Source organism: Aquabacterium sp. A3, from assembly GCF_038069945.1.
GTDB lineage: Bacteria > Pseudomonadota > Gammaproteobacteria > Burkholderiales > Burkholderiaceae_C > Aquabacterium.
In genome coordinates, this window is record NZ_JBBPEV010000001.1 from 2,008,910 (window position 1) to 2,035,362 (window position 26,453).

At 67.7% G+C, this 26,453-nt stretch carries 24 protein-coding genes; 9 read left to right on the plus strand and 15 right to left on the minus strand.

What is annotated here, in order from left to right; translation table 11 throughout:
• Positions 1-12 precede the first annotated feature (12 nt).
• The 4 genes from WNB94_RS08725 to WNB94_RS08740 all read left to right on the plus strand — a co-directional run bounded on the left by WNB94_RS08725 (position 13) and on the right by WNB94_RS08740 (position 5,089).
• Entirely contained in the window at positions 13-1,092 is a 1,080-nt protein-coding gene (locus WNB94_RS08725) for an AraC family transcriptional regulator (protein ID WP_341389744.1), read from the plus strand.
• Positions 1,093-1,156: 64 nt separating this feature from the next.
• Positions 1,157-1,984, plus strand: coding sequence for an HDOD domain-containing protein (locus WNB94_RS08730; protein ID WP_341389746.1), 828 nt, complete (start codon positions 1,157-1,159; stop codon positions 1,982-1,984).
• Positions 1,985-2,089: 105 nt separating this feature from the next.
• Positions 2,090-3,004, plus strand: coding sequence for a PEP-CTERM sorting domain-containing protein (locus tag WNB94_RS08735; protein WP_341389748.1), 915 nt, complete (start codon positions 2,090-2,092; stop codon positions 3,002-3,004).
• A 147-nt stretch (positions 3,005-3,151) separates the two neighbouring features.
• A complete protein-coding gene (locus tag WNB94_RS08740; protein WP_341389749.1) occupies positions 3,152-5,089 on the plus strand; it encodes an ATP-binding protein in 1,938 nt (645 codons plus the stop codon).
• Between the two features lie 25 nt (positions 5,090-5,114).
• Here WNB94_RS08740 and WNB94_RS08745 read toward each other — a convergent pair whose 3' ends face one another.
• The 10 genes from WNB94_RS08745 to WNB94_RS08790 all read right to left on the minus strand — a co-directional run bounded on the left by WNB94_RS08745 (position 5,115) and on the right by WNB94_RS08790 (position 14,023).
• Positions 5,115-5,825, minus strand: a complete 711-nt coding sequence (locus WNB94_RS08745; RefSeq protein WP_341389750.1) for an aspartate/glutamate racemase family protein — start codon at positions 5,823-5,825, stop codon at positions 5,115-5,117.
• Between the two features lie 14 nt (positions 5,826-5,839).
• Entirely contained in the window at positions 5,840-6,598 is a 759-nt protein-coding gene (locus tag WNB94_RS08750; RefSeq protein WP_341389751.1) for a GntR family transcriptional regulator, read from the minus strand.
• Positions 6,599-6,622: 24 nt separating this feature from the next.
• The gene (locus WNB94_RS08755) at positions 6,623-7,492 is read right to left on the minus strand and encodes an ABC transporter permease (protein ID WP_341389752.1); all 870 of its coding nucleotides are present in this window, start codon (positions 7,490-7,492) and stop codon (positions 6,623-6,625) included.
• Position 7,493: 1 nt separating this feature from the next.
• On the minus strand, positions 7,494-8,381 hold the full coding sequence (locus WNB94_RS08760; protein WP_341389753.1) for an ABC transporter permease: 888 nt from the start codon (positions 8,379-8,381) through the stop codon (positions 7,494-7,496).
• A gap of 22 nt (positions 8,382-8,403) precedes the next feature.
• A complete protein-coding gene (locus WNB94_RS08765; RefSeq protein WP_341389755.1) occupies positions 8,404-9,468 on the minus strand; it encodes a porin in 1,065 nt (354 codons plus the stop codon).
• 49 nt (positions 9,469-9,517) lie between these two features.
• Entirely contained in the window at positions 9,518-10,735 is a 1,218-nt protein-coding gene (locus tag WNB94_RS08770; RefSeq protein WP_341389989.1) for an ABC transporter substrate-binding protein, read from the minus strand.
• A 191-nt stretch (positions 10,736-10,926) separates the two neighbouring features.
• The gene (locus WNB94_RS08775; protein WP_445819049.1) at positions 10,927-11,943 is read right to left on the minus strand and encodes an ABC transporter ATP-binding protein; all 1,017 of its coding nucleotides are present in this window, start codon (positions 11,941-11,943) and stop codon (positions 10,927-10,929) included.
• A gap of 259 nt (positions 11,944-12,202) precedes the next feature.
• Positions 12,203-12,772 (minus strand): YceI family protein, encoded by a 570-nt coding sequence (locus WNB94_RS08780; protein ID WP_445819050.1) that lies wholly within the window; start codon positions 12,770-12,772, stop codon positions 12,203-12,205.
• A 77-nt stretch (positions 12,773-12,849) separates the two neighbouring features.
• The gene (locus WNB94_RS08785; RefSeq protein ID WP_341389760.1) at positions 12,850-13,431 is read right to left on the minus strand and encodes a YceI family protein; all 582 of its coding nucleotides are present in this window, start codon (positions 13,429-13,431) and stop codon (positions 12,850-12,852) included.
• A gap of 28 nt (positions 13,432-13,459) precedes the next feature.
• A complete protein-coding gene (locus tag WNB94_RS08790; RefSeq protein WP_341389761.1) occupies positions 13,460-14,023 on the minus strand; it encodes a cytochrome b in 564 nt (187 codons plus the stop codon).
• A 157-nt stretch (positions 14,024-14,180) separates the two neighbouring features.
• Here WNB94_RS08790 and WNB94_RS08795 point away from each other — a divergent pair, with 157 nt between their 5' ends.
• The 3 genes from WNB94_RS08795 to WNB94_RS08805 all read left to right on the plus strand — a co-directional run bounded on the left by WNB94_RS08795 (position 14,181) and on the right by WNB94_RS08805 (position 18,242).
• Positions 14,181-15,353: a GGDEF domain-containing protein gene (locus WNB94_RS08795; RefSeq protein ID WP_341389763.1), complete on the plus strand. Its 1,173-nt coding sequence runs from the start codon at positions 14,181-14,183 to the stop codon at positions 15,351-15,353.
• Between the two features lie 11 nt (positions 15,354-15,364).
• Positions 15,365-16,549: a GGDEF domain-containing protein gene (locus WNB94_RS08800; protein ID WP_341389765.1), complete on the plus strand. Its 1,185-nt coding sequence runs from the start codon at positions 15,365-15,367 to the stop codon at positions 16,547-16,549.
• Positions 16,550-16,676: 127 nt separating this feature from the next.
• Entirely contained in the window at positions 16,677-18,242 is a 1,566-nt protein-coding gene (locus WNB94_RS08805; RefSeq protein ID WP_341389767.1) for an ATP-binding protein, read from the plus strand.
• 8 nt (positions 18,243-18,250) lie between these two features.
• On the opposite strand, the gene WNB94_RS08810 is transcribed toward WNB94_RS08805, so the two are convergent.
• The 5 genes from WNB94_RS08810 to WNB94_RS08830 form a co-directional block, all read right to left on the minus strand.
• On the minus strand, positions 18,251-18,766 hold the full coding sequence (locus WNB94_RS08810; RefSeq protein WP_341389769.1) for a flavin reductase family protein: 516 nt from the start codon (positions 18,764-18,766) through the stop codon (positions 18,251-18,253).
• Positions 18,767-18,827: 61 nt separating this feature from the next.
• A complete protein-coding gene (locus WNB94_RS08815) occupies positions 18,828-19,580 on the minus strand; it encodes a class I SAM-dependent methyltransferase (RefSeq protein WP_341389771.1) in 753 nt (250 codons plus the stop codon).
• Positions 19,581-19,597: 17 nt separating this feature from the next.
• Positions 19,598-20,500, minus strand: coding sequence for a ParB/RepB/Spo0J family partition protein (locus tag WNB94_RS08820; RefSeq protein ID WP_341389772.1), 903 nt, complete (start codon positions 20,498-20,500; stop codon positions 19,598-19,600).
• Between the two features lie 45 nt (positions 20,501-20,545).
• Entirely contained in the window at positions 20,546-21,199 is a 654-nt protein-coding gene (locus WNB94_RS08825; protein ID WP_341389773.1) for a hypothetical protein, read from the minus strand.
• Positions 21,200-21,261: 62 nt separating this feature from the next.
• Positions 21,262-22,038 (minus strand): ParA family protein, encoded by a 777-nt coding sequence (locus WNB94_RS08830; protein ID WP_341389775.1) that lies wholly within the window; start codon positions 22,036-22,038, stop codon positions 21,262-21,264.
• Between the two features lie 169 nt (positions 22,039-22,207).
• Between WNB94_RS08830 and WNB94_RS08835 the strand changes: the two genes are divergently transcribed.
• Both WNB94_RS08835 and WNB94_RS08840 read left to right on the plus strand, forming a co-directional pair.
• Positions 22,208-24,817, plus strand: a complete 2,610-nt coding sequence (locus WNB94_RS08835) for an FAD-dependent oxidoreductase (RefSeq protein ID WP_341389777.1) — start codon at positions 22,208-22,210, stop codon at positions 24,815-24,817.
• 124 nt (positions 24,818-24,941) lie between these two features.
• Complete coding sequence (locus WNB94_RS08840) at positions 24,942-26,429, plus strand: choice-of-anchor I family protein (protein ID WP_341389779.1); 1,488 nt, start codon at positions 24,942-24,944, stop codon at positions 26,427-26,429.
• Positions 26,430-26,453 lie beyond the last annotated feature (24 nt).

Genomic DNA, 26,453 nt, shown 5'->3' on the forward strand with positions numbered 1-26,453 from the left:
AGAGGCAGCGTCATGAGCGCGAAATCGATCCCCAGGGCCGCCTGGGATTTCCGGCGAGGCGTGGCGACGGCGCGGGTGCTGACCCAGCTGGGCTACGACCATGGCGTGAGCGTGGACGACATGCTGCGCCACACCGGCATCACGCGTGCGGTGCTGGACGACCCCAAGGGTGAAATTGATGCGCATCAAGAAATCCAGCTCATCCGCAACCTGCAGCAGGCGCTGCCCCACATCCCCACCCTGGGCCTGCAGGCCGGCACGCGCTACCACGTGACCACCTACGGGCTGTGGGGCTACGCGGTGCTGAGCAGCCCCACCCTGGGCGCGGCCATCGGCATGGCTTCGCGCATGCTCAACCAGACCTTTTCGCTGACGACCAACGAGGTGGAGCAAGCCGCCGAGCTGGTGACGGTGACCTACCACAGCGACCACCTGCCGCCGGATGTGCGCGGCTTCATCGTTGACCGCGACCGGGCCTCGGTGATCACGCTGCAGCGCGAGATCCTGGGCCAGCCCCTGCCCTACCAGGCCATCCTGATGCGGCGCCCCGAGCCCACGCCCGACGTGGCCGAGGCCTACACCAGCCTGTTTGGCATCTGCCCGCAGTTTGGGCAAAGCCACGACCGCAGCTTGTTTGCCGCCGGCCTGATGCAACAACCCCTGCCTCAGGCCGACAGCCACACGGCCCAGCTGTGCGAGCAGATGTGCAAAAAGCTGGTGGACCGCCGCAGCCAGCGCACCGGCGTGGCCGCCCAGGTGCGCGACCGCCTGCTGCGCACCCCGGGCCACATCCCGGACATGGAAGAGGTGGCCGCCGAAATGCAGATGACCTCGCGGACGCTGCGCCGGCACCTGACGGCCGAGGGCGCCTCGTTCCGCGCCTTGCTGGAAGAGGTGCGCTCAACCCTGGCCGAAGAGCTGATGGGCTCGGCCAGCCTGACCCATGGCGAAATCGCCGAGCGCCTGGGCTACGCCGACGTCACGACCTTCATCGAAGCCTTCCGACGCTGGAAGGGCGTGCCGCCCAGCGAGTTCCGCAAGCAACAGGGCCTGCCAGGCCAGAACCTGCGGCGGCGTTTCATCCCCCGGTAAAAAGCCACACTCCGGGCCGCTGTTCGGGGTTTCAGGCGGGCGCAGGCGGCCTAGACTCGGCCCCATGAGCATCGCCCCCCAACTCCGCAACCTCAACATCGACCTGCCGGCCTGCCCCAGCACGCTGGTCAAGCTGTCATTGTTGATGGCCGACGACGACTGCACGGTCGACCAGTTGGCCGCGCTGATCGAGACCGACATGGCCCTGTCGTCGGCCATCGTGCGCACGGTGAACTCGGCGCTGTTCGGCCTGCTCAAGCGGGTAGAGACGGTGCACGAGGGCATCCGCTACCTGGGCATGGCGCAGGTGGCGGGCCTGACCTACGAGATCGGCCTGCGCGGGGCGTTTCCACCCAGCCCCTTGCTGCAAAGCATCTGGGACCGCGCAGGCATCCGCGGCCTGGCCATGGGGCGCATTGCCCGCCAGCTGGACGTGGACCCCTGGCTGGCCCACACCGCCGGCCTGTTTGCCGAAAGTGGGCGCGCCGTGCTGTACGCCTACGACCAGACCCGCTACGCGGCCCTGGAATCCGGTCACGATGAAGAGGCCCTGCTGTGCGCCGCCGAGATCGAGGCCTTTGGCGTGAGCCATTCGGCCCTGGGCGCGGCCCTGTGCCAGAGCTGGGGCCTGTCGCGCGATGTGGCCGACAGCGTGCGTGCCCGGCCCAGTGCCCCCAGCCAGTGGCCTCAAGAGCGCGACACGGTGCAAAAGCTGCTGACCATCGGCACCGCCGTGGACGCCCTGTTGCTCAACCCCACGCAAGCCGCCGACCCACAGGGGGTGTGGCAGTCGCTCGAGCCCCTGGCCCAGCAGGTGGGCCTGCACTTCCAGGCCTTCCAGCTGGCCACCATGCGGGTGTGCGAACGCCTGAACATGACGCGCGAAGGCTGAGCCCCGTCGGCCATCCGGCCGACCCTGATCAGGTGGTTGACACCCCGGATGTGTCTGCAGATGATGCGCGCAGACCATCTCAAACACCTCGGGGAGACCGCCGCCATGGCCCACTGTCGTTCGTCCTTGCGCTTCAAGCTCACCCCATCGGCCCTGATCCTGGTGTGCGGCCTGGTGGGTGCGCCGGCGCAGGCCAGCACCGCCGACCTGGCCATGGCCGGCGAAGCCCGCTTGAGCAACCTGACGTTCACGCTGGTGGACCTGAACCCCTTCGATGACGTGGCGCCATCGGTGCAGTGGCTGCCGACCGTGGTTGGCCTGCAGACAGGCCCAACGATCTCGAACATCGATGCCGACTTGTCGTTGGTTGGCCCCAACTTTCCGCTCGAGGGCAACGAATTCGGGGCCAGCCTCTCCATCAGCACGGCCGAGGTTGAAGCACGTCGCAACACCATCGCGAACAGCACGTGGGGCGACCTGTCCGTGAGCGGTGCCACCGTGCAGTACGGTACGCCAACCGGGCAGCGCACGCTCATCCTGAGTGGCGACACAGGCATCGTGATCTCGGGCACGTGGTCTCTCCAAGGTCATAACGACCTCGACGCACTGCTGGCACCGATCGCAGGCCAAGACACCAATCCGGAGGCCAGCGCTGTCAGCGCCTCGTTGAAGATTGGCTTGAACCCGCTGTCATCCACACAACCCATCGGCAGCGTGTCCTCGGACATTCCCACCGGCGCATTCTGGAATTTCTCCCAGGAAACAGGCAGCTTCAGCGACGGTGGCACGTTCGAGATTGGCTTGGCCAACTACTGGAGTAACGAGGTGGAGTTGGGCATGACACTGTCTGCTCAAGTCATGCTCAGCCCCAACTTTGGCGGCCTTGTGCCGCCCTCACAGGCCTTTCCCAACCCGCCCATCGCCATCCCCGAACCCGCCACCTGGGCCCTGATGGGCCTGGGGCTGCTGGGCTTGGCCGGCCTGCGTCAGGCCCGGCCGCAGAAACGTCTGCTTACCTGACCCCCCTGTTTTCTCTGGATTGACAGCGCAACAAGCAAGACTCAGCATGTTTGGCATTTCACGCCAAACTGGCGCGTGACGCTTTTGGGCGTGCGCCGCGTCGGCTTTCGATCGTCTGGGGCCCTGCGGCCTGTTTTTGCTTGATCCATGCTGCTTGCCCCCGACCCGGCCCGCGCCGTCCTTGATGACCCCGAGCTGGATCGCCTGATCCGCGCCGAACGGCTGCGCATGCTGTTTTCGCCCACCCTGCAGGTGGCGGTGGTGAGTGCGTTCAGCGCGATGGCGCTGGGCCTGGTCATTGGCGCACAACAGCAGTGGCAACACATGGAGCGCACCCTGGGGTGGGTGATCTTGTGCGTGCTGGGCTCGCTGCTGCGCTGGGGCCACTGGCAGGCCTACCTGCGGGCCGCCGACCGCGCCTCACCCCGGTGGCTGGACAGCCTGTCGCAGGTCTGCCTGGTGCACGGGGCCATCTGGGGCCTGGCGGGCCTGCTGGTGCCGGTGGACGACATGGTGACCAACGCCGCCGTCGTGGCCACGCTGGTGGGGGCCGCCTCGGTGTCCACCTTCACCCTGCAGGCGCACTTTCGGCCCAACCTGGCCACCAACCTGCCCATGCTGCTGCCCGCCTCGGTGATGCTGCTGACGCGGCAGGACGCCCTGGGCCTGTTCGCCGGCCTGGGCCTGGCCACCCTGACCGGCGTGATGCTGTTCGAGAGCCGCCGGGCCGAGCGCCGCATCACCGAGCTGCTGTGGCTGCGCTTTTTGACCGACCGCATCGCGCGCGAGCGCTCGGAGGCGCTGCAATTGGCGCGCCGCCACAGCGCGGTCAAGGACCAGTTCCTGGCCACCATGAGCCACGAAATGCGCACGCCGCTGCACGGCATCCTGGGCCTGGCGCGCCTGCTGCGCGATCGCCTGCCACCCCGCCCCGGGCTGCTGCAAGAGGCCCGCCACCAGGCCGAGCTGATCGAGCACACTGGCGAGCACCTGCTGGAGATCATCAACGACGTGCTCGACTACTCGCGCATCGAAGCCGGCAAGCTGCACATGGACGCCCAGGCGGTGGACCTGCACCACCTGCTGAGCGAGTCCCTGGAGGTGCTGCGCGTCAACGCCCAGGACAAGGGCCTGAGCCTGCAGGTCGACCTGCGCCTGCCCCGTCCTTGCTGGGTGTGGGCCGATGGTGGGCGCATCCGCCAGATCCTCAGCAACCTGGTGGGCAACGCGATCAAGTTCACCGAGGTGGGCGAGGTGCGGGTGAAGCTGCACACCGAAGCCGCGCGCGACCCCGGCCGCCAGCGCTTTGTGCTGACGGTGTCGGACACGGGCGAGGGCATCCCGGCCGACCAGGTGCCCCTGGTGTTCGAGGCCTTTCATCAGGTGGACGGCAGCTTTGGCCGCAAGCACAAGGGCACGGGCCTGGGCCTGACCATCGCGCGCGAAATGGCGCGCGCGATGGACGGCGACATCCGTTGCCAATCGGTGCTGGGGCGGGGCTCGGAGTTCACCTTTTTTGCCGACCTGCAAACCACGCCACCGGCCGCTCAGAGCGGCCTGCAGCCGCTGAACCCGCCCGCCGACATGGCGCTGCCGGCCTCTGCGTCGACAGACACCCCGGCCGGCGAGGGCCCCGACAGCCTGGGCTGGCCCAGCACCTTGCCGCCCCATGTGGCCACCACCTTGCCGGTGTCGGTGAACGCCCGGGTGCTGCTGGCCGAAGACAACGCCGTCAACGCCCTGGTCGCCGAGGCCACGCTGAGCAACCTGGGCCTGCAGGTGACACGGGTGGAAGATGGGCAGCAGGCGCTGGCCGCACTGCGCCGGCAGCCCCGGGCGTTTGACCTGGTGCTGATGGACCTGCAGATGCCGGGCATGGACGGCCTGGAGGCCACCCGACAGTTGCGCCTGTGGGAGCGCGAGCATGGCCTGGAGCCGCTGCCGGTGGTGGCCCTGACGGCCAACGCCCAGCCCAGCGACCGCGACCGCTGCCTGGCCGCCGGCATGAACGGCCACCTGCCCAAACCCTTCAAACAAGAAGACCTGGCCGACGTGATGCAGCGGTTCTTGCTGAACGCAGGCTGAACATGGACTGAGCGCCGACAGGCCCTCAGGCCTGACGCGCCAGCCAGCGGCCACCGGCCTCCACGCTGTCGATCACGGGCACGGGCACGCGGGGCTGCAGATCACGCGCCCAGCCGCCCAGGGCCGCGCCACCCAGCACCAGCCGCGTCGGCACCACGGGCGCTGGGCCATGCAGGCTGTGCAGGCAGGCCTGGAGCAAGGCCTCACGCCCGCGCTCGGGATCGGCCAGCAGTTGTCCGCCGGCGGCATCCACGGTGTCGATGCGGCACAAGGCCTCATCGCCCCACACGCCCACGCTGCGGGCCAGGCGCTCCAGCATGGGCCGCCAGGCGTGGCCCCCGGTCACGACGCCAAACGGCCCGTGCGGGCTCGCTTCGATGAACGAGGCCTCGGCCAGGCCCATCACGGGCACGCCCGCGGCCTCGCGCAGGGCCCACACCCCGGGGTCGCCAAAGCAAGCCAGCAAGATGGCCTTGGGCGCCCCATGCAGGCGCACATGGTCTTGCCAGGCCGCCAAGGCGCCGGCAGCGGCGGTCACGCACGCCACTTCAGAAGCGATGTAGTCCACGCCTTGCGTGGGGGTGGCCGTCATCAGGCGCACCGCGCCCTGGCCCAGGCCCATGGACTGCAACTGCGCGGCCAGGTGCGCCGTGAGGTCGGCCCGTGTGTTGGGATTGAGCAAGAGCACATGCTCATGCGGGGTGCTGGCCAGGTGGGTGGGCGTGGGCAGGGGCATGCGTGCCTCGGGGCTCAGCGGCGCGCAGGATGGAGGGCCGCCCACAGGGGGTCGGCCGGGGCCTGGGGCTCGTTGAAGCACAGGCCGGCCTCGATGTGCTGCAGGTGGCTGCTCATGAGGCCAACGGCCTCATCGGCCGAGGCCTTGCCCCGCATGGCGGCCTTCAACGCGCCCAGCAGCTGGCGGTGGTCTTCACAGCGGCACGATTGCACCCAGCGTACCGGTTCGGCCTGGCGCACCGGGCGCTCGCGCTCGGCCGCGCCATAGCTCATCAAGATCAGGCTGGTGCGTGACACCAGCTTGCGCAAAAACTGCTCGAAGGTCTGGTGGCGCGCGGCCTGGGCCAGCAGCAGGTGAAAGCGCCCCGATTGGCGCAGGGCCGTGACGTGGTCGCCCGCCTTGCGCGCGGCCTCTTCGGCCTCGATGCACTCGGCCAGGGCGCGCAGGTCATCCTGGCGGGCGCGCGCAACGAAATAGCGCACCAGCACCGATTCGATCACCGTGCGGGCTTCGAACACCTCGCGGGCTTCGTCCACCGTGGGCTGGGCGATGCTGGCGCCCTTGTTGGGCAGGATGGTCACCACCTGCTCTTGCGCCAGGCGAATCAAGACCTGGCGGATGCGGGTGCGCGACACGCCAAAGGCCTGGCCCAGGCGGTCTTCCACCAGCTTGGTGCCGGGCAGCAGGCGCTGGTCGACGATGGCCTCGATCAGTTGCTGGTGGATGTCGTCGTCCGACAAGGCGGTGGCGGGCGTGGGGGTCTCAGGTGACATGGTCTGGGGGTGTGCGGCAAGCGATCATGCACCAGGCTGGCTGCGGCGGCGCATCCAGTGACCGGTGGCCAGCGCCAGGAAGATGGCCAGCAGCGAGAGCACGGTGGTGGTCGTGCCCAGGGCGTAGATGGACGGGGTGGTGACGGTGGTGGTCAGGCCCTGCAGCTCCAGCGGCAGGGTGTTGAGGTCGCCGATGGCCTGCGAGGAGCGCGCGATCTCGTCCCAGCTCAGCGTGAAGCCGAACATGGCGATGCCCACCAGCGAGGGCGCGATCAGCGGCAGCACCACGTGGCGCAGGCTTTGCCAGGGCGTGGCGCCCAGGTCGCGGGCGGCTTCTTCGTACGCGGGGCTGAAGCGGTTGAACACCGCGAACATGATCAGCATGCCAAAGGGCAGCGTCCACGTCAGGTGGGCGCCCAGGCCCGAGGTGTACAGGCCCATCAGCGTGGTGTAGGACTCCAGCGCGCCCTGCCACTCCCACTGTTCCAGCAGGTGGCGCACGCCCGTGTCCAGCAGCCGAAACTGCAAACCGATGCCCAGCGACACGATGATGGAGGGCATGATCAGGCTGGCCACCGCCGCGTAAAACAGCAGCCCACTGCCCTTGAAGCCCTTGCGAAACGCCAGCCCGGCCAGCAGCGACAGCAGCACGGTCAGCACCATCACCACCGCACCCAGGGCCAGCGAGCGGCGCACGGCCGCACCGATGTCCACCACGCCCAGGCCACTGAACAGCTCGCGGTACCAGTGCAGCGACGCGCCCTGCATGGGAAAGGTCAGGCCGCCGTCCGGCCCCTGAAAGCTCAGCACGAAGATGGTGATGACGGGGCCATACAAAAACAGCAGGTACAGCCCGAAGACGATGGCCAGGGGCCAGAAACCACGTTGGTTCATCTCACAGCTCCTTGCGCAGGTCAACCAGGCGGTTGAGGCCCACGATGATCAGCATCACCATGCCCAGCAGCACCACGGCGTTGGCCGCCGCCAGCGGGAACTGCAGGTACGAGGTCTGGACCTGGATGGTCTTGCCCACCGAGGCGATCTGCTGCCCGCCCATGACGCCGACGGTGACGAAGTCGCCCATCACCAGGGTGATGACAAAGATGGAGCCGATGAGGATGCCCGTGCGGCACAGGGGCACGATCACGTTCCACAGCGTTTGCCAGGCCGAGGCGCCGCAGTCGGTGGCGGCCTCGATCAGCGAGCGGTCGATCTTCATCATGGAGTTGAAGATGGGCACCATCATGAAGGTGGTGAACAGGTGCACGAAGGCCAGCACCACCGAAAAATCGGAGTACAGCAGCCACTCGATGGGCTGCTGGATCAGGCCCATGTCCATCAGCGTCTGGTTGACCCAGCCGTTGCGGCCCAGCAGCGGGATCCACGAGATCATGCGGATGACGTTGGACGTCCAGAACGGGATGGTCAGCAAGATGAACAGCACCGTCTGCGTGCCGGGGCTGCGCACATGGAAGGCCAGGAAGTACGACAGCGTGAAGCCCAGCACCAGGGTGACGAGCCACACGATGGCCGAGAACTTGAAGGTCGACAGGTAGGTGCGGAAGGTGGTGCACAGGGCATCGCCCGTGACCGAATCCGCCCCACCGAAGCAGCCTTCGAAGACGGTGACGTAGTTCTCCAGGGTGAAGCCCGGCTCCAGCGTGTACTCGTTTTGCGGCCAGAAGCTGACCGCCAGGATCAGCAGCAAGGGCAAGAGAAAGAACAGGCCAAAGACCGCCGCCATGGGCGTGGCTTGCCACCAAGCTGGGATAGCGGGTTTCATGGGCTTCACTCCTGGCGTCGGTTCAGAACGCGTGCGTGATGCCGGCGGTCACCAGCGTCTGGGATTGACCGGCCTCACCACTGAAGCCCCGGCCTTGGGTGACGAAGGCAAAGTCGGCGGTGCCATCGTTGCTGCTGCGGATGAGGTTGAAGTTCAGCGCGGTGCGCTTGGACAGCGCGTAGCTGGCGCGCGCGCGCACGAACCAGGTGTCGTTGTCGCTGTCTTTCACGTCTTTCTTGACGTAGTCCAGCGAGGTGCTGAGCTTGGCGCTGATGGGCACGTCCACCCCCAGGTCCAGCAGGCGGGCCTTGAAGCCGCTGCTGTAGTCGCTGGTGTCGGTGGTGCCGTTGTAGCTGTACTTGACCTCGGCATAGGCCAGCCCCGCGCGCAGCTTGGCCGCACCCAGGTCATAGCTGGCACCCACGGCGTGCATGGTGTTGGAGGGGCCGCCCTTGGGGTCTTTTTCAGAGAAGGTGGCCAGGCCCAGACCGAAGGCGCCGGCGCTGTAGTTCAGGGCCGCCTGCGACTTGCTGCCAGCGCTGCTGTCGCCCGCGCGCTCACCCACGCTGTGGTACAGCGCGCCTTCAAAGCCGCCCATGTTGGGCGAGGTGTACTTGATGGCGTTGCTGTAGTAGTCGCTCAGCGCGTAGAAGCCGCTCATCAGGAAGGGGGCGTAGTAGCCGCACACGAAGTAGCCGCACAGGTAGTCGTCGGCCACGTTCCATTGCTGGCCCAGCTTGATGGTGCCCATCGAGCCCGACAGGCCCAGCCAGGCGCCGCGGTTCCAGAAGGTGTTGCGGGCCCCGCCGGTGTCCGGGGCGATCGACGATTCGAGGTTGAACAAGGCCTTGAGGCCGCCGCCCAGGTCTTCGCTGCCCTTGAGGCCGAAGCGGGAGTTGACGATGGCGTTGTCTTCAACCTTGACGACGCTGCCGCTGCGGGTGCCGTCATACACGTTGCTGGCCGAGACCACGTCCAGGCCGATGGCGCCGTACAGGGTCAGGCTTTGGGCCTGCGCCTGCAAAGGGGCTTGAGACAGGGCCAGGCCGGCGGCCAGCGCCAGGCCGGTGGTGCGGGTGGTGTTCATGGTGGGATTCCTGAAAGTTGATGGGGAGGGGATGAAAGGGTGAGAGGGCTCAGGCCGCCACGAACTCGTTCCACTTGCGGATCATGTAAGTGTTCTCGTCCATGATGGCGTTCCAGCAGGCGATGCCGCCCATGCGTTGCTCGTAGCTGCCGCCGTCGCGCACCTCGCCCTTCTTGGCCAGCACCTGGCCTGTGGGTGACTTGATGTCTTGCGTGGCGGGCTTGCCTTCCATCCAGTAGGCCCATTCATAGGCCTCCATCTGGGCCTTGGCCGTGTCCAGCACGGCGCTGTAGTAGCCCTGGCGGTTCAGGTAGGCCCCGGCCCAACCGTCCAGGAACCAGTTGATGAACTCGTAGGCGGCATCCAGCTTTTTGCCGCTGAGCGTGGCGGGCACACCGAAGCCGGCAGCCCAGGCGCGGTAGCCTTCTTTCAGGGGCTGGAAGGTGCAGGCGATGCCCTTGGTGCGCACGGCGGTCACGGCCGGGCTCCACATCGACTGGATCACCACCTCGCCCGAGGCCATGAGGTTGACCGACTCGTTGAAGTCCTTCCACAGGCTGCGGAACTGACCGGCCCGCTTGGCCTCGATCAGGGTCTTGATGGTCAGGTCGATCTCGGCCTTGCTCATGTTGCCCTTGTCGGGGTACTTGTACAGGCCCATGGCCTCGATCACCATGGCCGCGTCCATGATGCCGATGGACGGGATATTGAGGATGGCGGCCTTGCCCTTGAACTCGGGGTTGAGCAGCTCTTTCCAGCTGGTGATGGGGCGCTTGATGAGGTCGGGCCGGATGCCCAGCGTGTCGGCGTTGTACACGGTGGGGATCAGGGTCATGAACTGCGTGGGGCTGGCGGCGAACTTCTTGCTCTTTTCGCCGTCCAGGAACATCACCTTCTTCGGTGCGGTGCCCTGGTCACCCACCTTCTTGCCGTTGACCTCGCCCTTGGTGAACAGCGAGGTGATCTTGTCGGCGTTCTTGATGCGCTTGACGTCGATGCCCTTGAGGTTGCCCGTGGGGATGATCTTCTTGAGCGAGAAGTACTCGGTGTCGATCAGGTCGAAGCTGTTGGGGGCGGTCACGGCGCGCTTGGTCACGTCGTCCGTGGTCACGGGGATGTACTGGATCTTGATGCCGGTGTCGGCCGCGAACTTCTCGGCGATCGCCTTGTCCTGGTTGACGGCCGTGCCCAGGTAACGCAGGGTGATGGTCTCGCTGCTGTGCACGGCGGGCGCCCAGCCCGACGCCAGGATGCCGGCCGTGCCCATCAGGCCGGCGCGCAACACCCCGCGGCGGCTCAGGTCATGGGGGCTGTCGGGTGCGGCCGCGTCGGCGGCAGACAAGTGGTCGGGGCGGTCTTCGGGACAGGTCATGGTCAGGCTCCTTGAGGATGCGGTGGGGGTGGACAAGAGAGAAAGGCAAGCAGGGAGAACAACGGCGGGGCCGGGCAGGCGCGCGCTCAGCCCTTGAGCGCGTGCTGGTCGGCCAGGGCCCAGTGCACCAGGGCGGTCTCGCCGCGCTGCCAGGGCTGATCGGCCCAGGCGGCCTCGCTGAGCATCACGGTGAGCTCCAGCGCCGACGCGCCCTCACCGGCGATCAGGAACACCAGCACATGCGTGCCCTGGTACTCGATGGCCTCGATCACGGCGCTCAGGCCGGGCGAGCCGTCTGCGCAGGCCGTGCGGCTCAGGCGGGTCTTGTCGGTGCGCACGGCCACAGGGCCTTGCGGCGTGGGCAAGACGTTGTGCCCACCAATGAAGCGCGCCACGAACTCGGTGAGCGGGCGATTGAACACCTCGCTGGGCGGGCCGCTTTGCTCGATGCGGCCGGCGTTCATGACCACCACCTGGTCGGCCAGGGCCATGGCCTCTTCCTGCGAGTGGGTGACGTGGACGAAGGTCATGTCCAGGGTCGTCTGCCAGCCCTTGAGCTCGGTGCGCATGCGCGCCCGCAAGAAGGGGTCGAGCGCCGACAAGGGCTCGTCCAGCAGCAGCACGCGGGGCTCGGTGATCAGGGCCCGCGCCAAGGCCACGCGCTGTTGCTGCCCCCCCGACATCTCGGCGGGCTTGCGTGCCGCCAGGTGCGACAGCGACACGCGCTCCAGCAACTCGGCGGCCTTGGCCTGGCGCTCTTCGCGCGACACGCCGCGCATCTTCAGGCTGAAGGCCACGTTGTCCAGCGCGCTGAGGTGCGGAAACAGCGCATAGCTCTGGAACATCATGGCCGTGCCGCGCGCCGAGGCCGGCAAGTGGGTGATGTTGCGGCCACCCAGCACGATGTCGCCTTCGCTGACGGATTCGTGGCCTGCGATCATGCGCAGCGTGGTGCTCTTGCCGCAGCCCGAGGGGCCCAGCAGGCAGCAATAGTGGCCTGCCTGCACCTGCAGGTCGATGGCGTTGACGGCCACGGGCGCCTGCGGACCGTCGCCATAGCGCTTGACGAGCTGGTTGAGCAGCAGGTCGGCCTGCGCGGCCATGGTGGCCACCCGCTGGGACCGCAAAGACATGAGGGACATGGCGAACTCCGTGACGCCGACCTCCCGTCGGCACGGGTTCTACAGCGCAAACGGCGTGCCAGGCCTTTGGGACGCAAAAAAGGCGCAAAACACGGCAGATGGGGCCGGTTTTGCGCCTTTGCAGGGCGTCATCCCTGGGCGCATGCACCAGATTGCATACAATCTCACATCAAGATTGCATACAAAAAGTGCATGCACTTTTGCGGGCGGGTTCAGTGGGTCACTGGCGCACGGCCTCGACCTGGATGTCCAGCTTGATGTTGTCGGGGATCATGGGCAGGCCATAGCTCATGCCAAAGTCGCTGCGCTTGATGGTGGTCTCGAAATCGCCACCGCACACCTGGCGCTTCAGTCGGGGGTGGTCATAGCAGCCATAGTGCTCGGCGTCCAGCGTCACGGGCACGGTCTTGCCCAGCATGGTCAGGGTGCCCTCCACCTCGTCGATCTTGTCGCCCTCGAACTTGATCTTGGTGCTCTTGAACGTGGCGGTGGGGAATTCCTCGGCGTTGAAGAAATCCTTGCTCTTCAAGTGACCGTCGAACGAGCCGGTGCCCGTGTTGATCGAGGCCATGTCGATGCTGATCTCGATCTGGCCCGTCTTGGCCACCGGGTCGATCACGATGCTGCCGCTCTTTTTGTCGAAGCGGCCGCGGTTGGTGGAGGTGCCGAAGTGCTTGGCCTCGAAGGTGACGAAGGTGTGGGTCGGGTCGAGCGTGAAGGTGACGGGCTCGGCCTGCACGGCGGTGACGGACAGCAGGGTGGCGGCCGCGGCGGCCAGGGCAACACGGATGGTCATGGAGGGCTTCCTTACGAGGTCAGGGGTTGAACACAAACGAACGAGAGAAACGACACAAGGCAGGTGGGGGCTCACAGCGGCGGCATGTTGCGCAGCGCCAGCTTGAAGCGCACCTCCACCTCGTCAGCGACGATGCTGGTGTCACGCCAGTCGCCATCGCCCACCTTGAAATCCAGGCGCTTGAGCTTGAACTGGCCGCTGGCCGTGCTCAGGCCCTGGGCCTGGCTGATCTGCACGGGCACCACCACGGGCCGAACCTGGCCCTTGATGTTGAGCTGGCCCGTGGCCTCGAAACGGCCCGGGCCGGTGGCGCGGATGCCGCTGGACTGGAAGGTGGCCTTGGGGAACTTGGCCGCATGGAACCACTCGGGCTTGGGCAGCTCGGCGTCGGCATCGGGGTTCATGCTGGCGCTGCCCAGCTCGATGTCGATGGCCACCTGGCTGCGCTCGGGCGCCTTGGGGTCGAACTGGCTGCGCACGGCAAAGCGCTGGAAGCGGCCCTGGATGGGCACGCCCAGCTGCTTGGCCACAAAAACCACCTCGCTGGACGCAGGCACCAGGGTCTGGGTGGGCACGGTCTGGGCCCGGGCGGGGGCGGCCGACAACGCCAGCCCCAGACACACAGCGGCAGACAAAGAAGACGTGACATGCATGACAACGGTCCTTCAGGGTTTCAGAGGGTCAGCGCCCGGGGCGCATGCGGGCCAGCAGGCCATCGCGGTCGATGAACTGGTGCTTGAGGGCGGCGGCCACGTGCAAGGCGATCAAGGCGGTGAGCGTCCAGGCGCTCAGACTGTGCAGACCCTGCAAGGCCTTGCCAAGTTCCTGGTCCACCCCCACCCAGTCGGGCAGCGGCAGCACACCGAACCACACGATGGGAAAGCCCTTGGCCGAACTGGCGGCCCAGCCCAGCAGGGGCACCACAAAAAACAGCACGTACATCAGGGCGTGGGTGCCATGGTGCGCCAGGCGCTGCCAGGGCGGCATGCCCGCCTCCACGGCGGCGGGCAAGGCCGGCGGACGGTGCGTCAGGCGCCACACCAGGCGCAGCACACTGAGGGCCAGGATGGTGATGCCCGCCCACTTGTGCCAGTTGATCAGCTTGAGCTTGGCCGGCGAAAACGGCTGCCCCTCCAGGTACCAACCCACGCCGATGGCCCCCAAAATGGCCACGGCCAGCACCCAGTGCAAGGCCATGGCCGTCAGGGTGTAGCGCGAGTCTGGGGGGGTTTGACCTTGTTTCATCGCGGATGTCCTTCCTGGGTTCACGTCATCATGCGCTAGCGTAGCGTTCACAAGATGAAAAGGATTGCACGCGCTTGACGCCATCATTCAATTAATTTGAGTGCTCAAGGATGGCCGCCAAGCACCGATACACCGTCGTAGCCTTTGTTCACGCCCCATGTCTGCGAAACCCTCGTCCCGACTGGCCGATCTGCTCTTGAGCCGCGATCCCCGACAGCGACTGCGCATCACGCGCTCGCTGATGGCGGCCAATGTGTTCCTGGCCTGCTGCGCGCTGCAGTTCTACGCGGCGTGGATCGGTTTCATGGACTACCGTGACGTGTACCGGCTCAGCGGCGTCATCGTGCTCAACTGCCTGGCCTGGTACGGTGTGCTGCGCTCGGGCCACAACCTGCGCTACCGGGATCCGGCGATGACGCTGCCGCAGATCCTGTCGGCCATCACCATCATCGTGGGGGCCTATGCGGTGACCGGGCCGGTGCATGGCTCCACCTTGATGCTGCTGGCCCTGGTGCTGGTGTTCGGCATCTTCAACATGAAACCCCGGGGCGCCCGCATCGCGGGGGGCTACACCGTGGTCTTGATGGGCGTGGTGATCGCCTACAAAACCCAGTCCGACCCGGTGCACTACCCCTGGAAGCTGGAGATCGCGCACTTCGTGCTGACCGCGGCCATCGTGCCCACCATTTCGTCGCTGGCGGCCCAGCTCAGCAGCCTGCGCGCCAAACTGCAAAAACAGAAAGACGAGCTGGCCAACGCGCTGACGCGCATCCAGATCCTGGCCACGCGCGACGAGCTCACCGGGCTGATCAACCGCCGGCACATGATGGAAGTGCTGGGCCAGCACCAAAAGCGCTTGCTGCGCTCGGGCCACCACAAGTTCTGCCTGGCCCTGGTGGACATCGACCACTTCAAGCGCATCAACGACACCCACGGCCATGGCGTGGGCGACGAGGTGCTGCGCGGCTTTGCCCAGGTGCTGCAACGCGGCCTGCGCGAAACCGATGTGGTGGCCCGCTGGGGTGGCGAAGAGTTTCTGCTGCTGCTCAATGACACGGCGCCGGAGCTGGCCAATGTGGGCCTGGAGCGCGCGCGCGCGCTGCTGACCGAGGCGGTGCTGGTGCCGACGCTGCCGCAGCTGAAAGTGACGTTCTCGGCTGGCCTGACCGCCTACGACGAGGGCGAAGGCCTGGACAGCTGCATCGAGCGCGCCGACAAGGCCCTGTACCGCGCCAAGCGCGAAGGCCGTGACCGCACGGTGATGGACGTGTCCATGGCGCCCACGGTCGCCCCCACCAGGCTGCAGGGCGCGGCCTCGATCCCGCCGTGACGGGTGGGGCCGTGCGGATCTGGCAGGCGCTGCTGAACCTGGTGCTGGGCCCCGAGCCCAAGGTGCGCACCCGCGTTCAGCTCACGATGATCGCCGTGTACGGCTACAGCGTCAGCGCCCTGCTGCTGGTGTACGCCATGCGCATCGGCCTGGTGGCCGAAGGGCCCGGCCAGGTGCTGCTGGCCTACGTGCTGGTCGGCATGCTGGGCTTTTACCTGTTGGTGCGCACGGACTGGTCCACCCGCCTGGGCAACCCCGGCATGGACCTGCCGCAGTGCCTGTACGCCATCGTGGCCATCCTGTTTGCCTACGTCATCACGGGGCCGGTGCGCTCGTCGGTGCTGATGCTGATCGCGCTGGTGCTGGTGTTTGGCATGTTCACCCTCACGGCCATGCAGGTGGTGATCATGGGGGTGTTCACGGTGCTCAGCCTGGGCCTGGTGATGACGGCCATGGTGCTGGCCCACCCCGAGGCATTCGACCCCCGGCTCGAATTCATCAAGTTCGTGCTGACGGCCTGCACCCTGCCGGCGGTGTCGGCGGTGGCTTTTTACGTGGCGCAGGTGCGGGCCCGCCTGCTGCAGCGCAAGGAAGCCCTGCGCGACGCCCTCAGCCGGCTGGAGCAAGTGGCCATGCGCGACGAGCTCACCGGCCTGTACAACCGGCGGCACATGCAATCGGTGATGGACCAGCAGGTCTTGCGCCAGCAACGCTGTGGCGAAGGCTTCAGCCTGGCCATCATCGACCTGGACCATTTCAAGCAGATCAATGACCGGCTGGGCCACCAGGCGGGTGACGAGGTCTTGAGCACCTTCGCCCGGGTGGCCAGCCAGGTGATGCGCCAGACCGACGCCCTGGCCCGCTGGGGCGGCGAAGAGTTTTTGCTGATGTTCACCGCCCCCGACCCCGGCACCCCGGGCGTGGGCGTGGCCCTGGAGCGCCTGCGCCAGGCCGTGGCCCAGACCACCTGGCCCGAGGGCATCCGGGTGACGTTTTCGGCCGGCGTGACCGACCACCCGACCGACGAAGCCCTGCACGCCACCCTGGAGCGCGCCGACCGCGCCCTGTACGCGGCCAAACACGCGGGCCGTGACCGCGCCGTGACCTTGCCGGCACAGGGCCCACACCCCGACGCCCCTGGCAGCTTGTCACACCCGGACACACGCCAGCCACTGGCCGAAAACGGCCAATTGTGAGACAGTCGAGGCAAGGCTGGGGCGCGCCACCCCTCGGCTGAACAAGGGAGCACGTCCGGCACGCCCACCAGGTGCGGGCCAGACGACAACACGTGGTGTGGCGCACGCGTACAAGAGCCGTATCAGCATGCACAGCCCGTCTCACGACGCGCCCTACCGGCAGATCTTCGAGCAAGCCGGCTCGGGCATTGCCCGTTTGTCATTGCAAGGGCGTTTTCTGGAAGTCAACCCTCGGCTGGCCGAGCTGGTGGGGCGCACGCCCGAGCAACTGGTGGGTCTGCACGTGCAAGACCTCACCCACCCGGACGACTGGCCCATCAGCCAGGCGCAGATGGACGCCGCACTCAACGGCGACCACGAGCGCTATTCGCTAGAAAAACGCTACCTGACCCACCATGGTCAGACCGTGTGGGTGGCCGTCACCGTCACCCTGTGGCAGGGCGAAGCCGGCTCGCCTGGCGAGTTCCTGGCCATCGTCGAAGACATCGGCGAGCGCCGACGCATGCAGGAGGCCATGGCCAGCGCACAGGCGGCCGAACGGGCCAGCCAGGCCAAAACCGAATTCCTCTCGCGCATGAGCCACGAGCTGCGCACTCCGCTCAACGCCATGCTGGGCTTTGCGCAGCTGCTGCGGGTGGACCCCCAGCAGCCCCTGAGCCCCGCCCAACGCCAGAAGGTGGACCACATCGAAAAAGCCGGCGCCCACCTGCTGGCCATGCTGACCGACGTGCTCGACCTGTCGCGCATCGAAGCCGGCAGCCTGCCCATGCAGATGCGCGCCCTGCCAGTGCAGCAGGTGCTGGACGACGCCGCCGCCCTGGTGGGCCACCAGGCGCAAGAGGCCCAGCTGGGCCTGCGCATCACCCCGGCCGACCCCTCGTGGCAGGTGATGGGCGACCACGTGCGCCTGCGCCAGGTGCTGGTCAACCTGTTGAGCAACGCCATCAAGTACAACCGGCCCGGTGGCTGGGTGCAGCTCGAAGCCCAGCCCCTGGGGTCTGAGCTGGTCATCTCGGTGACGGACACCGGTCGGGGCCTGACGCCTGCGCAACAGGCCCACCTGTTCGAGCCCTTCAATCGCCTGGGCGCCGAGCGCACGGCGGTGGAAGGCACCGGCATTGGCCTGGTGATCGTCAAGCGCCTGATCGAGCTGATGCACGGGCGGGTGCAGCTCAGCAGCACGCCGGAGGTGGGCACCTGCTTTCGCGTGATCCTGCCACGGGCCGTCGCGGCACACGACCCCGCTCAGGAGGCCACGCCCAGCACCCGCTCGGGCTTTGGCCTGCTCGACGAGATCGGCGAACGCACCCTGCGCGTGCTGTACGCCGAGGACAACCCGGTGAACGTGGAGCTGGTGCGCCAGGTGCTGCGCATGCGCCCCCAATGGACGCTCCTGGTCGCCGTCAACGGCCACCAGGCCATCGAACAGGCGCTGCAAGAACCGCCCGACCTGCTCTTGCTGGACATGCACCTGGGCGACATGACGGGCCTGGACGTCTCGGACGCCTTGTGCAGCCACCCCACCACCCAGGACATCCCCCGCGTGGCCCTCTCGGCCGATGTCATGCCCGACCGGGTGGAGGCCGCCCGGCACCGAGGGTTTGTGGATTACCTGAGCAAGCCCCTGGACGTGGCACGCCTGCTGAAGCTGCTGGACCGCTGTGCGCGGGGTGAACTGCCCTTGTCGGGCTGATCGGCCCCTCAGATGGCCAGGTCGGTGAAAAAACGCCCGCCGTGAAACACCAGCGGCGTGGCCCCCACGCGGCGCCGGCAATGCTCGACCCGCCCGACAAAAATGAGGTGATCCCCCTCGTCGTGCTGGCTGCGGTGGGCGCACTCGAACACTGCCACCGCCCCCTCGATGACGGGCGCGCCGGTCAGGCCTGGCCGCCAGGGCGTGCCCTCGAAGCGATCGATGCCCTTGCGCGCAAAGCGCTCGGCCAGCAGGCGCTGATCGGCGGCCAGCACGTTGATGGCGTAGTGCGAAGCGGCCAGGAAGCCAGGCATGGACGTGGACTGGCGCGCCAGGCTCCACAAGACCAGCGGGGGCGACAAGGACACCGAGTTGAAGGAGTTGGCCGTCAGGCCGATGAGCCGGCCCTCGGGGTCACGCGCCGTGACGATGGTCACCCCGGTGGTGAACTGGCCCAGTGCGGCACGGAATTCATCGGGGCTGAAGGGCACATCTGCCGGGCAGGCGTCGGACGAGGTGGTCATGGAGCAGGCGGGAATCAAGCGCACAGTGTAGTGCCGCCACGCGCCAGTGGGGCCAGCAAGGTCATGGCCTGCGGTACACCCACACCGGCCGGCCCTGCGGATCACCCGCCGGCAGGCGCAGCACGGCCTGCGCCGGCCAGGCCTGGCCTTGGGCGTCTCGCGCTTCAAACTCCAGGCTGACCAACCAGCTGCCAGGCCGCATTTCCCGGCGGGCCTTGTCCATGGCGCGGGGCATGGTCTCGGGCCGCTGGAAAAGGTAGACCACCTCGAAGGCCGACCAGTCCACCGCCCACATGTCGCCACGCTGCACGCGGGCCCAGGGGCAGCGCAGGCGCGCCACGGCCCACCACAGCCAACTCCACTCGATGCCGCTGAGCTGCGCGGTGGGGTAGGCCTCGCGCCAGGCCTTCAGGCCATCGCCCAGGCCACAACCGGCGTCGTGGATGCGCGCGCCGGCCGGCAGGGGCAGGTGGCGTGGCAACTCGCGCAGCGCGCCCACCGGCGTGGGAAACACCGGCGCGTCGCGCCAGGCCTGACGCGGGTAGGCCAGCAGCAACACGCCCAGCGGCACCAGCCACACCCAGGCGGGCAGACCACCCGAGGGCGCCAGGGCCAAGGCGCTGGCCGGAAAGCCTGCCGCCACGAACACCTGTCGCCAGGGTGTGGACGCCACCCGGGGCCAGCTGGCCAGCGCCGCACCCAGCAAGGCCGGCAGCAGCCAGATGGCCCACACCGGCGCGGCGGCCCGCTGCAAGGCCAGGCACAGGCCCCAGGCGGCCAGCCAGCTCAACACGGCGGGCAAGGGCCAGATCATGGCGGGGCGGTAACGGCTCAGGCCTCGGCCGCGCAGCCGCGCAGCTTGTCGATCAGGCCGTTGAGTTCGTCCAGGCTGCCAAAGGCGATGGTGACCTCGCCTTGCTCGCCACGCTTGGTTTTCTTGCGGATGTGAATGCTCACTTGCGCTGTCAGCAAGTCAGACAGGGCTTCTTCCAGGCGCTGCACGTCACGCGACTTCTCGCTTTTGACCCGCAACAGCGGGGCTTGGCGGCCCTGTCCCTGCACCTTGGACACGAGCTTTTCGGTCTCGCGCACGTTCAGCTTCTTGCTGGCCACCTCGTGGGCGGTGGTGATCTGCTGGGCCTTGTCCAGCGCCAGCAAGGCCCGGGCGTGGCCCATGTCCAGGTCACCGGCCATCAGCATGCCCTGCACGGGCTCGGCCAGGTTCAGCAGGCGCAGCAGGTTGCTGGCCGCACTGCGCGAACGGCCCACGGCCTGGGCGGCCTGCTCGTGGGTCAGACCAAATTCAGCCGTCAGGCGCTGCAGGCCCTGGGCCTCTTCCAGCGGGTTGAGGTCTTCGCGCTGGATGTTCTCGATCAAGGCCATGGCGGCGGCGGCCTCGTCGGGCACGTCCTTCACCAGCACCGGCACCTCGTGCAGGCCCGCCAACCTGGCGGCCCGCGAGCGGCGCTCACCCGCGATGATCTCGTACTGGCCCCCGCCCACCGGGCGCACCAGGATGGGCTGCATGATGCCTTGGGCGCGGATGCTCTCGGCCAGCTCGTACAGCGAGCCCTCGTCCATGCGGGTTCGGGGCTGGTACTTGCCGGGCTGCAGCAGGTCCAGCCGCAGGGTGCTGGGCAGACCCTCGGCGGCCACCGCGGGCGTGTCGCTCACCTTCGGGCCCAAGAGGGCCTCCAGGCCCATGCCCAAACCTTTGGATTTTTTCGTTGCCATGGGGTGCATTGTCCCCCATTCGTCAGGCCCCAACGAGCCCCACACTCAGGCCTGGCGACGGCGGCGCAGCGCCCAAGCGCACACGGCCAGACCGCCCAGGGCCAGCCATGCAGACTGGGCCTCAGGCACCGGCGTGGTCGGGGCAAGCAACTGCACTTCGCTCAAGGCAAACCAGCGGCCAGGCGTTTGCAGGGTGAGCTGCACCAGCCGGCCCACGCCCGGGGTGTTGAAGCTCAGCATGACGGGCGTATCGTGGGCCAGCGCACCTCCTGACACATAACCCGTGGGCACCGTGACGGCCTCGCCAAACTCGCCGCCGTCCAGCGCATACCGCACGGTGGCCGACAAGGGCAGGTACACCGCCGCCTTGGGATAGGTCAGGAAATGCGCCCGGATCTGGCCCACGGCCTGGTCGCTGCCCAGGTCGAAGGTGATGGTGGGTGACTTGCCATCCCACAGCACATAGGGCGCCCAGTTGTTGTACCCCGCGCCCACCCCCGCCGGGATGACGCCATCCGTGAGCTCGCCGCCCGGGTCGTTGTAGCCATAGCCATTGTTGGGCCCGTTGACCGACAAGGTGTAGCTGTCCACGGCCAGCACCTCTTGGGCCTGTGCGCCCATGGACGACAACAAAGCGGCAGCCATCACGGCCGCGGGCCACAGGCGCATCCCCATGCCCGGTACTCCAATGTGTTTCATGGCGTCAGAGCTTGTCACAGACCGGCAGACCGCACAGCCCCCGGATCGCGGGCATGCGGCGATCAGGCCACGCCCCGGGCCACCCGGTCCACCAGCTCGCGCGCGAAGCTGACGAAGGCCTGCGCGCCCTTGCTGGAGGGGTCGAACACGACGCCAGGCACCCCATAGCTGGGGGCCTCGGCCAGGCGCACATTGCGCGGGATGACGGTGTTGAACACCTTGTCGCCAAAGTGCCCCTTGAGCTGCTCGCTCACCTGCTGCTGCAGGGTGATGCGCGGATCGAACATCACCCGCAACAGCCCGATCAGCTTGAGCTCGCGGTTGAGGTTGGCATGCACCTGCTTGACGGTGTTGACCAGGTCGGTGAGGCCTTCCAGCGCGAAGTACTCGCACTGCATGGGCACGATCACGCCATGCGCGCAGGTCAGGCCGTTGAGCGTGAGCAGGCTCAAGCTGGGCGGGCAGTCGATGAGCACGAAGTCGTAGTCGGCGGCGGCCGCTTCGATGGCGGCCTTCAGGCGTCGGTCACGCCGCTCCAGGTTGACCAGCTCGATCTCGGCGCCCGCCAGCTCGCGGTTGGCGCCCAGCACGTCGTAGCCGGCTTTTTCGCTGCGGGCACGGGCCTCGGCGATGGTCACGTCTTCCAGCAGCACGTCGTACACGCTGTGGGGCAAGGTGCGCTTGTCCACGCCCGAGCCCATGGTGGCGTTGCCCTGCGGGTCCAGGTCGACGATGAGCACGCGCTGCCCGATCTGGGCCAGGCCGGCGGCCAGGTTCACGGTGGTGGTCGTCTTGCCCACCCCGCCCTTTTGGTTGGCAATGCAGAAGATGTGCGGCATGGGGTGATTATCGCGTGGCAGAACGCTTCCGGCCGGCCTGCATTTTCACACCGTACCCCCTTGCGGAGGTGTTCAACCCAAGGGCCAACCCCTAGACTGTTAAGGTTTCATTAATAAATCAGGGCCCCGGTCGTCGCGCCGCCGGTGGCACCGTTCAGGGAAGCCCGCCGTGTCCACCACAGACATCGTTCATCCATTTGCGCGAGACGCGCACGCGCGTTCAGCCCTGCCCGGTGCCTGGTGGTGGGGCCTGCGCTTGTTCACGCTGTCGATCACCCTCGGGCTCATCACGTGGATGGCCTGGGCGCCTGAGCAGGCCCTGCCTGTGTTCTGGGGGCTGGTTGTGCCCGCTGTACCGATGGTGCTGGTGCTGGCACCGGGGCTGTGGCGGCAGGTCTGTCCGATGGCGCTGATGAACCAACTGCCACGCACCCTGCGCGTCGGCTGGCGGCGCACCTTGCCCGATGGCTGGCAGCGGGCCTCCTTCGGCATCGCCATGGGCTTGTTCATTCTGGGTGTGGCACTGCGGGGGCCTGTGCTGAACACCCACGGCCCCTTGCTGGCCGGGGTGCTGTTGATGATGGGCGCACTGGCGTTTGCGGGCGGCCTGGTCTTCAAAGGCCGCAGTGGCTGGTGCGGCACTTTTTGCCCTCTGGGGCCCGTGCAACGGGCCTATGGCCATGCGCCGCTGGCCGTCGTGCCCAACGGCTATTGCCCCAGTTGCGTGGGCTGCCAGCAGCACTGCTTTGATGCCAACCCCCGGCAGGCCATCTTTCAGGACCTGTCGGCCGACGATCCCCGCCATGCGCAGTGGCGGCAATGGTTTTTCGGGCTGCTGCCCGGCCTGATCGTGGGCTTTTTCACCCTGAGCCCCCCGGTGGCGGCCAGTGTGTGGCACTACGAGGCGCGCCTGCTGGGGTCCGCCCTGGCGCCCCTGGGCCTGTACGCACTGCTGAGCACGGCCCTGCCCATCGGCCGCTACCGCCTGTCGCTGTTGTTTGGTCTGACGGCGCTGGCCCTGTTCTACCTGTACACCGGCCCGGGCATGGTGCGCCAGGCTGCCGCCTTGCTGGGCCTGGAGGCCTCGCCCCACGCCCAGGGCTGGGCCACCGGCCTGGGTTTGCTGGGTGGCTTGAGCATGCTGGTCAATGGCCTGCGCAACGAGCACCTGCACCGCCGCACCCTGCGGGCGCAGCGCAAGGCCGAGGCTCAGCGCAAAGCACAGTGGCAGGCCATCCACCTGCACCGCCCCACCCTGCGCAACGTCGCCACTGGCCAGCAGTCCACGGTCGAACCCGGGCAGCGCCTGGCCGAGGCCTTGCGCGAACAGGGCACGCGCCTGCCCAAGGGCTGTGGGGCCGGGATCTGTGGCGGCGATGCCGTGGCCATCTGCGAAGGGCTGGAACAGTTGCCACCGCCGGGTGCCCAAGAGCTGGCCACCTTGCGGCGCCTCGGCCTGGAAGGCCGCGCACGCCTGGCGTGCATGTGCGAGGTCACCGCACCCATCGCGGTGGACACACGGCGCGAAGCCCTGGCCTGCGCGCCTGACGGGGCCAGGGCGTCCGGGCCCGACGCGCTGCAACAGCAAGGCATCGAGCAGGTCGTCATCATCGGCAACGGGATCGCCGGGGTGTCCATGGCCGAAGCCCTGCGGCGACACTGCCCTGGCGTGACGCTGCACCTGGTCAGCGACGAAGCACACCCCTTCTACAACCGCATGGGCCTGGCGGACGCCTTGGGGGCCTCGGCCCAGGTGAGTGATCTGTACCTGCGCGACGCGGCCTGGGCCGACGACTGGCGCATCACGCCTTGGCTGCGGGCCCCGGTTCGGCGCATCGACCGGCACACGCAAACCGTGGTGTTCAAAGACGGCCGCACCCTGCCCTATGACCGCCTGGTGCTGGCCACAGGCGCCCACGCCGCCCGGCCCGATGCGGTGTTCGATGCGGCCGGCAACGCCTTCGTGTTGCGCACCATCGCCGACGTCGAGCGCATTCAGCGCCACCTGGGTCAGCACGACGCACGCCGGGCGACGGTGGTGGGCGGCGGGGTGCTGGGGGTCGAAGCCGCGCTGGCGCTTCAGTTGCGTGGACTGCAGGTGCACCTGCTGGAGCGTGCGCCCCACCTGATGGCAGCGCAGCTGGACGCGGTGGGCGGCGCCCACCTGACGGATGCCCTGGTGGCGCGCGGCATCTCGGTGCACACCCAGGTGACCGCACTGCACTGGGTGACCGACGCCCATCAGCAACTGCGCGGCGTGCGCATGGGCGACGGACCGGAGCTGGCCACCGACATCGTGGTGGCCTGCCTGGGCATTCGGCCGCGCAGCCGCCTGGCACAAGAAGCCGGCCTGCGTGTGCAGGCCCGTGGCATCGAGGTGGACGGCTTGCAGCGCACCAGTGACCCGCACATCCTGGCCGTGGGGGACGTGGCACTGACCCCCGGGCCCGGCGGGCTGTGGGCCACGGCCGTGGCGCAGGCCGAACGGGCCGTGCAGGGTTTGCTGGCGCAGGAAACCACCGGCGATGCGGGGCCGCTGATGCTCAAGCTCAAGGCCGATGACCTGGACGTGGTGGCGTGGGGCGACAGCCGGGCCCAGGACTCCGATGAGGTCTGGCAGGCCGACGCCGACAGCGGCTTTTTCTGGCGCGTGGTGTGGCGTGCAGACACCCTGGCGGGATGGCAGTGCGTGGGGCCTGCCGGCAGCGCACAGGCCCTGGCGCAAGCCCTGCACAGCGGCTGTCCGCGCCAGGCGCGCGACGCGCTGGACACCCTCTGAGCGGGGGGTGACACCGCTTCAGCGGTGCGCAGCATGTCACGGTACTTTCACACGGTCTCTGCACATTGGCAGGGTGTATGCCGCCTCGCTGGCGGTTTGTGTTTCACCCTGATTGCAGTGCACCATGAAAAAATCGCTTCTGGCCCTGGCCGCCGCCGCTTCTCTGTCCACCCTGAGCCTTTCGGCCCATGCCGGCCTGCTGGACGGTGCATCGCTGGCCTGGACACATCAACACAGCGTCGACGGAGACTACCTGTCCGAGATCATCGCCTTTGACGACGCCCGCAACGAGCTGTGGGTGGCGGGCGTGACGGGCGTCGACATCCTGAATGCCGCGACGGGTGCCTTCATCGAGCGCCTGGACATCAGCAACTTCGGGCACGTCAACAGCGTGGCCATCCACAACGGCGTGGCCGCCCTGGCCATCGAGAACAACAACCGCGACTTGCCCGGACTGGTGCAAACCTACAGCACGGCGTCCCGCTCGCTCAGCAACAGCTACGCCGTGGGCGCCCTGCCCGACATGCTCACCTTCACGAAGGACGGCAGCAAGATCCTGGTGGCCAACGAAGGCACCCCCTCGGTCTACGGCGCCTTGGGCAGCAGCATGGCGCCCAGCGATCCCGTGGGCAGCGTGAGCATCATCAACGTGGCCACGGGCACCGTCACCACCACCAGCAACCTGAACACCGCCGCCCGCACGGGCTCCTACCTGCGCACCAACACCGGCATGGACTTCGAGCCCGAGTACATCGCTGTCAACGCCGCCGGCACCAAGGCCTACGTCACCCTGCAAGAGGCCAACGGCCTGGCCGTGGTGGACGTGGCCAGCGGCCAGGTGGACAAGGTGGTGGGCCTGGGCGTGAAGGACTTCAGCCAGCCGGGCAATCAGATCGATGCCAGCCACAAAGACAACAAGATCGAACTGCAGTCGCTGAACGTCAAGGGCCTGTACATGCCCGACAGCGTGGTGGCCTACGAGGCGGGTGGTCAGACCTTCCTGGTCATGGCCAACGAAGGTGACTTCCGCGAAGACGACGCCGACAAAGAGCGCGCGAAAAACGTGTTCGGCACCGCCGCGCCCTTGAACGAGTTGAACATCTCCACCACCGACTCCACCGCCAACGACCTGATCACCGCCGGTGCGCGCTCGTTCTCGATCCGTGACGAAGATGGCAACCTGGTGTACGACAGCGGCAGCATCCTGGACGCCGCCGCCATCGCCGCCGGCATCTACGACGACGGCCGCAGCGACGACAAGGGCGTCGAGCCCGAGGGCGTGGAGATCATGCAGATCGAAGGCCGCACCGTCGCCTTCATCGGCCTGGAGCGCACCACCAAGTCGGCCGTGGCCGCCTTCGACATCACCGATCCGAACGCGGTCAGCTTCCTGCAGCTGCTGGTGGCCGATGGCAGTGTCTCGCCCGAAGGCCTCAAGGGCTTCCGCGTGGGCAACGACTACTACCTGGCGCTGTCCAACGAAGTGACCAGCACCACCGCGGTGTTCCACCTGGCCACGGCGGCCGTGCCCGAGCCTGAAACCTACGCCCTGATGCTGGCCGGTCTGGGCGTGGTGGGCGCGATGGCCCGTCGCCGCCGCCAACGCGGCTGAGCCAGCAGCGGCCCCGTCACCTGT